The organism is Dyadobacter sp. AC419, from assembly GCF_979253085.1.
The window spans coordinates 297,139-303,138 of record NZ_CEEDCD010000020.1 but is presented as its reverse complement, the minus strand read 5'-3'; the positions used below and the strand labels follow the sequence as shown (position 1 = coordinate 303,138).

Genomic DNA, 6,000 nt, shown 5'->3' with positions numbered 1-6,000 from the left:
TGTGCTCGTTGGGTTTTGCAGCCAGATATTAACGAGCCTCTCATTGTCCGTTCTCTAGTTTTCGCATTTATCGTGAAACGCTTTCACATTTCCATTGCGCCGCTTCACTGGGAATGGCCTAACGTGTGAGTTTAAAGCGACCGGAAAGCAAATCCTCGAACCGGGCTGGCGGGCTGTGTACGCACAATGATGCGAGTGCAAAAAAGGAAGCGGCGGAAGAAGAAAAGCTGATGCCGAACTTTGAAGTCGGTGAAAAGAGGTCCGCACGAACCGCGTGTGCACCAGGGAAAAACCACTCCGCCAAAAGCCTACACGGAGGCAACATTATTGCGCGCCATGGAAACGGCCGGAAAACAGGTTGAGGACGAAGAAATGCGTGAACTCCTGAAAGACAACGGCATAGGAAGGCCTTCCACAAGGGCAAACATTATCGAAACGCTTTTTAAAAGGCGTTATATAGAGAAGAAAAAGAAGAACATTTTCGCAACCCAAACAGGCATGGATCTGATCGACACGATCCAAAACGAGCTCCTGAAAAGCGCCGAGCTAACTGGAAATTGGGAGAGAAAACTGCGGCTTATTGAAAAGGGTGATTATTCGATGGACACATTCAAGCAGGAATTGATCCAGATGGTTGTGGAGCTGACCAATGAGGTGAAAAATAACCGCGGCAGAGCGATCAGCATTGCCGAAGACGTTCCTGTTGAAGTTGTTAAGGAAGAAAAAGAGAAAAAACCTGCCAAGCCCAAAGAACCAAAAGAGGACATTAACATTGAATTGCTAACGTGCCCGAAATGCAAGGAACAACTGTTAAAAAAAGGAAAAACCGCTTACGGCTGCTCCAATTTCAGCGTATGCGGCTTTAAAATTCCATTTGAATTTCTTGGCAAAAAACTTACCGACAAGCACGTTTACGACTTATTAAGCAAAGGGAAAACGGCCGAAATAAAAGGATTGCAGATTCCCGGCAATCCTGAAACGACGGACGCAAAACTCGTCATGAATGGCCAGTTCAACTTTGAAGTCGGTTGAGCTGGTTCCTTAACTTGCAAAAATCACATGGGCGTATTCGGCGTTTCCACTGCGGGCAGCTGGAATGAAATGCCGGAAACCAGACACGATGCCAGGAATTCGGATAAGCTGGGAAGTTGTTCGCCATTGAATATTTTTTTCAACCGATTCCTGGTTCAAACCCGCCTCCTCCATTGTATTTCCATTATTAAGCCCTTTCGCATCGATCAATTGCTTCATCTCAGCAATCAGCGATTTTGCCTTATCTTCATAAATTGTGGTTTCCATCTCTTCTGAACATTGATTTCAGTTCGAAGGAACAAAACTGTGCCAAAATCCGCCTTGGCCTGACATTTGTGATCCCGTTCATTAATTAAGCATTAACATCGAAGCGATGCCGAATCAAATCGTCGGCCTGCGGGTTAATGTTCAATAACCTTTAACAGAACACAAAATATGAGCATAGCAATTGCAGACACATTCCGCGTTGGCGGAGAGATTGAAATAAAAAGATTGGGTTACGGCGGCATGCAGCTTACCGGCAAAGGCGTTTGGGGTGACGCACCAGACCGTGAAAATGCCATTAAAGTTTTGCAGGCAGCCCTCGCCGCAGGCGTAAACTTCATCGACACAGCCGATTCTTACGGCCCGCATACCAACGAAACCCTGATCGCAGACGCATTGCATCCTTATCCGCTCGATTTGCTAGTCGCCACAAAAGGCGGTTTCGAACGCACCGGCCCAGGCCAATGGGTTGCCAACGGCGATCCAAAACACATTCGTGAAGCGATTGAGGGCAGTCTAAAACGCTTGAAAGTGGAGACCATCGACCTTTGGCAATTGCATCGCTTTGATCCTAAGTTTCCGATTGAAGAAACATTGGCACCCGTTGTCGAAGCCGTAAATGCTAGAAAGATTCGTTATGTGGGGCTTTCGGAGGTGGACGTGAAGCAAATCCAACGCGCTGAAAAGGTCATTAAGATTGTCTCGGTTCAAAATCTCTACAACCTCGGCGACCGGAAATGGGAAGCGGTCGTAGATTACACCGAACAGCAAGGAATGGCTTTCATCCCCTGGTATCCACTTGCATCCGGGCCAGATAAGTTGCAATCGAAAATCGCGCAAATCGCTGAAAAGCATGGAGCAACCACTTCACAAATCGCATTAGCGTGGCTGTTAAAACGTGCACCACACATTTTGCTCATCCCAGGCACAAGCTCGCTGGAACATTTGAAGGAGAATATGGGTGCTGCGAGTATTACATTATCTGATGAGGATTTTGAGGCGTTGTCGAAATAGAGGTTGATGGGATGACGTTGCATGCCTCCGGCATTTTAAAAATTCATTGCCATGTTGTTGTTACCAATGTTGCATGCCTCCGGCATTTAAATTTTACACTTAAAACAATTTTCTACCAATATTACATCCCTCCGGGATTTCAAAATCCCAGAGGGATGCAATATTGGTAGAAAATATCATCGATGCACCTAATGTCAAAATCCCGGAGGGATGCAACAACGTGTGCAACGCCATAGACCTGAACAAATCAACTCAACGTCGCCACATTCTGCGCATTCTTTTGCGCTTTCAATGCCAGTTCGGTGGCAAGGAAACAATGCTCCTGTGACATTGCAGTTTCGGTCCGGTTCAGGACGTCGTCGACTAATTGGCGGCCGTAGGGAAGTTCGACCTGGCTGCAATCCACGTATTGTGTTTCTTTATTATTGACTAGAAAAAGGTGATTTCCGCCTTCTCTGCCTGCAATGTCGATGTTTTTACGGATTTCAATGTAACCTTCCGTTCCAAGGACTGTGAGGCGGCCGTCACCCCAGGATTTTAGGCCGTCGGGCGTAAACCAATCTACGCGGATGTAACCTGCGCCGCCATTTCCACGCAACATCGTGTCGCCAAAATCTTCAAATTGCGGATATTGTGGATGGTTTACATTGCCGACTTGGGAAGCAACGATCTCCGCTTTCGTAGAACCGGTGAAGAACAAGAATTGATCAAACTGATGCGAGGCAATGTCGCAAATGATGCCGCCGAAGCGCTTTTTATCAAAAAACCATTCAGGACGGGATTTGGGTGTCATACGGTGCGGGCCTAATCCGATGGTTTGCACCACCTTTCCGATTGCACCTTCTTTTACTAATTCACCGGCTTTGATGGTCGCCCGGTTTTCGAGGCGCTCGCTGTACATAATCGAGTAAATGCGCTTGGTTTCCTTTTGCACTTTCCGCACCTGAGCGAGCTGTTCGAGTGTGGTAATGCCAGGTTTGTCGACCATATAATCCTTTCCGCTTTTCATAACTCGGATGCCCAAAGGCGCCCTTTCGTCCGGGATGCCTGAGCTCAGGATCAGTTGAATGGATTTGTCGTCCAGAATTTCTGCTTCACTTTTCGCCTGCTTGGCCTGCGGATAACGTTTTGCAAATGCTGCCGAAAGATCTTCTTCTTTGGCATAAAACGAAACCAGCTCACCGCCACCTCGCGTAACCGCCTCCACCTGACCGTAAATATGGCCATGATTCATTCCAATGACAGAAAATTTAATTCTCGCCGGCATAATAGGTGCAAATGTTTCTTTGGCCGGGCGCGCGAGATTTGCAGCCGACGCTTTTTCGGCGAAGCCGGGCAATAACATTAATCCTGCGGCTGTGCTTACCGAATTTCTGATGAACTGACGGCGGTTATCCTCTGATTCTTTCATGTCAAGATTGGAAAGTGTTATGTTGTTTAAAGCACATTTTTTGCAGATATAATGTCCTGCAATCATGGACAGCTTTATTCACTTTCCTCCCTTACAAAAACCGCATGGACATCAGCCTTTATTTATTTCCAACAGAAACGCCGAATGTGATCCGCGAATCGTTGCGCTTACGGGTTGCTTCTACAACACTTTCATAAGAGTTCTCAAAGCTCGTCCGCAGCGTAACCCACTTGTTAAGAGGCAGTTCAAACGAAATGATCGTGTTCCAGCGAAGGTTTGAAAAGTCATTCAGCGCGGGCTGTAAAAACGTGAGGTGATTGATCCTGATCTTATCCTGAATGAGCGAATGCTTGCCTTTAACCCGAAAAGAGTTACGGATCGTGGTTACCGTTGAAATTTCCTCAAAATTGGTCGATTCGTAAAGGATCGCATTCGTGAGGCTGAGATCGTTATTTTTGCTCTGCAGCAAGCGGTAACCTACTCCCGCACCGGCCATTTGCCGCAAGTTAATGCGTCTTAAATTACTCGTTTCCAATGCACCCAAACCAAAAACGTAAGTCTTCCGCTTTTTGAAAACATCCACAAAAATATCTACATAACTATCCCGCTCGGCCAAAACGCCATTCTGCTTTCCATAAGTAAACCGGGGATTAGTGGCAATGTTGATGACCGGGCCGCTGAATGTAAGTTCAGCCCGCAACACGACCAGGCTCCGGTTTACATTCCCGCTGGCGAAGTTCCCATCACCAATAAAGCGATAACGAATCGTATCAATTAAAGGAGGCGGCGGCTTTACCGTGCTGTCGGCCTTGTCGATGTCGAGCGAATCGGGCACAACGACGCGGAGTGTGTCCGGAGCGGGCTGTTGCCCGTAAGCCAGTGCCGTGGAAATGAATAGGAAACAAGCGGTAAGCTTTGAAATGTGGCGGTAAGTCAATTTTTTCATTACCGCCTTTTGCAAAATAATGATGCCAAAAAGGGATGCTTCATGCCAAATTTACAGCTCATTTTTCAAGCGCTTTCACCTTTCCTAACCTGCGTAAATGACGTTCTTCATTGGTGAAACGCGCATTCAGAAACGACTCAACCAGCTCTTGCGCAGCCATGTTACCAGTAACCCGGCCACCCAGACAAAGCAAATTCAGGTCGTCATCTTCCACACCCTGATGGGCAGAAAAATGGTCATTAATCAATGCGGCACGCACGCCGGAAATTTTATTTGCTGCCACAGAGGCACCCACGCCACTGCCACAAACTGCTATGCCGCGTTCAATTTCTTTGTTCACCACTGCATTCGCTAATGGGATAACAAAGATCCGGATAATCGTCTTTTGAATCCGAGCTCATATGCGCCGTAATCTGTGATGTGGTGCCCTTTTCCGATCAAATATGTTTTCAAGAACTCTTTCAGTTCGTATCCTCCGTGGTCTGCTGCAACTCCGATTTCCATGTTGAGAATGATTTAAAATGAATGTGCAAAATAGTTCATTAATTTGCCATATGAAAAAGAATGCCCCTGCGCAGGCAGAAAACATGCCTGCCCATTATTTCGTCTTCCAGGACTTCAACCTCGCTGAACTTTCCACCACCCACATTCTGCAAAACAGCTCCGAACTTCCCGGCACGGACAGACGTGGTTACTTCGACATTCAGCCGCAGGATATGGATGTGGATTACATGGCATTCAAGATTCCGGCTGCTGCAACGGACCATCATAAGGTTGTGGTCCGGCAGAATGATGGCTCCGTGAACATTTATTGCGGCTGCACGGCGCCGAAGAAAAGGCTCTGCGAGCATCAGGTTCAGGTTTTATATAATTTAAATAACAGAAAAGACCTGCGCGCATTTTTTGACAAAAAGCTGCGATTTGAAAAGATCCGGGTTGTTGCAAAAGATTATGGTTTGGAAAATGAAGCGGATCTGGATGCTTTTTTTCAACTGACTTTGGTCAATAAGGAGTTGGAAATCAAACCCAAAATGAAAGAGCTCATTCCGGTGAGCCAGACTTCCTTTGCTTTTCTTGAACATCAATGGGTTGGGAAGCCGGTGATCGACATTCCGGCGGAGGAAAAAAAGGCGGAAAGCACGAAAAAGATCGCCGTGATCGGTCAGCACAAATATTACGAGCATTTCTCTATTTTGAGCTTTACGAAAGCACCAGACGACGCGGGAAGGGAAACTTAAAAATCCGCTCACATTACAAAATCCGCTCGACACGATCTGGAAAACCCAGGATCCGGATGTTGTAAAATTCTACACGGCGATTGCCACTTTTCAAA

8 protein-coding genes are annotated in these 6,000 nt (G+C 46.8%); 3 read left to right on the top strand and 5 right to left on the bottom strand.

Annotation, left to right across the window (positions count from 1 at the left end; genetic code table 11):
* Nucleotides 1–249: 249 nt before the first annotated feature.
* On the top strand, nucleotides 250–1,032 hold the full coding sequence (locus tag AC0IYG_RS18380) for a DNA topoisomerase (RefSeq protein WP_471712592.1): 783 nt from the start codon (nucleotides 250–252) through the stop codon (nucleotides 1,030–1,032).
* Nucleotides 1,033–1,041: 9 nt separating this feature from the next.
* On the opposite strand, the gene AC0IYG_RS18375 is transcribed toward AC0IYG_RS18380, so the two are convergent.
* Entirely contained in the window at nucleotides 1,042–1,299 is a 258-nt protein-coding gene (locus tag AC0IYG_RS18375; protein ID WP_471712582.1) for a hypothetical protein, read from the bottom strand.
* 168 nt (nucleotides 1,300–1,467) lie between these two features.
* On the opposite strand from AC0IYG_RS18375, the gene AC0IYG_RS18370 reads away from it, so the two are divergent.
* On the top strand, nucleotides 1,468–2,310 hold the full coding sequence (locus AC0IYG_RS18370) for an aldo/keto reductase (RefSeq protein ID WP_471712581.1): 843 nt from the start codon (nucleotides 1,468–1,470) through the stop codon (nucleotides 2,308–2,310).
* A gap of 247 nt (nucleotides 2,311–2,557) precedes the next feature.
* On the opposite strand, the gene AC0IYG_RS18365 is transcribed toward AC0IYG_RS18370, so the two are convergent.
* The 4 genes from AC0IYG_RS18365 to AC0IYG_RS18350 all read right to left on the bottom strand — a co-directional run bounded on the left by AC0IYG_RS18365 (nucleotide 2,558) and on the right by AC0IYG_RS18350 (nucleotide 5,171).
* A complete protein-coding gene (locus tag AC0IYG_RS18365) occupies nucleotides 2,558–3,721 on the bottom strand; it encodes a Gfo/Idh/MocA family protein (protein ID WP_471712580.1) in 1,164 nt (387 codons plus the stop codon).
* Nucleotides 3,722–3,839: 118 nt separating this feature from the next.
* A complete protein-coding gene (locus tag AC0IYG_RS18360; protein WP_471712579.1) occupies nucleotides 3,840–4,667 on the bottom strand; it encodes a DUF481 domain-containing protein in 828 nt (275 codons plus the stop codon).
* 58 nt (nucleotides 4,668–4,725) lie between these two features.
* A complete protein-coding gene (locus AC0IYG_RS18355) occupies nucleotides 4,726–5,010 on the bottom strand; it encodes an RpiB/LacA/LacB family sugar-phosphate isomerase (RefSeq protein WP_471712578.1) in 285 nt (94 codons plus the stop codon).
* Between the two features lie 8 nt (nucleotides 5,011–5,018).
* Nucleotides 5,019–5,171: an RpiB/LacA/LacB family sugar-phosphate isomerase gene (locus tag AC0IYG_RS18350; RefSeq protein ID WP_471712577.1), complete on the bottom strand. Its 153-nt coding sequence runs from the start codon at nucleotides 5,169–5,171 to the stop codon at nucleotides 5,019–5,021.
* A 50-nt stretch (nucleotides 5,172–5,221) separates the two neighbouring features.
* Here AC0IYG_RS18350 and AC0IYG_RS18345 point away from each other — a divergent pair, with 50 nt between their 5' ends.
* On the top strand, nucleotides 5,222–5,905 hold the full coding sequence (locus AC0IYG_RS18345; RefSeq protein ID WP_471712576.1) for a hypothetical protein: 684 nt from the start codon (nucleotides 5,222–5,224) through the stop codon (nucleotides 5,903–5,905).
* The last annotated feature ends 95 nt before the right edge of the window (nucleotides 5,906–6,000 follow it).

Bases quoted from the DNA above. Each gene is read 5' to 3' on its own strand.
- AC0IYG_RS18375 (WP_471712582.1), bottom strand. From the start codon at position 1,299: ATGGAAACCACAATTTATGAAGATAAGGCAAAATCGCTGATTGCTGAG.
- AC0IYG_RS18370 (WP_471712581.1), top strand. From the start codon at position 1,468: ATGAGCATAGCAATTGCAGACACATTCCGCGTTGGCGGAGAGATTGAA.
- AC0IYG_RS18365 (WP_471712580.1), bottom strand. From the start codon at position 3,721: ATGAAAGAATCAGAGGATAACCGCCGTCAGTTCATCAGAAATTCGGTA.
- AC0IYG_RS18360 (WP_471712579.1), bottom strand. From the start codon at position 4,667: ATGAAAAAATTGACTTACCGCCACATTTCAAAGCTTACCGCTTGTTTC.
- AC0IYG_RS18350 (WP_471712577.1), bottom strand. From the start codon at position 5,171: ATGGAAATCGGAGTTGCAGCAGACCACGGAGGATACGAACTGAAAGAG.
- AC0IYG_RS18345 (WP_471712576.1), top strand. From the start codon at position 5,222: ATGAAAAAGAATGCCCCTGCGCAGGCAGAAAACATGCCTGCCCATTAT.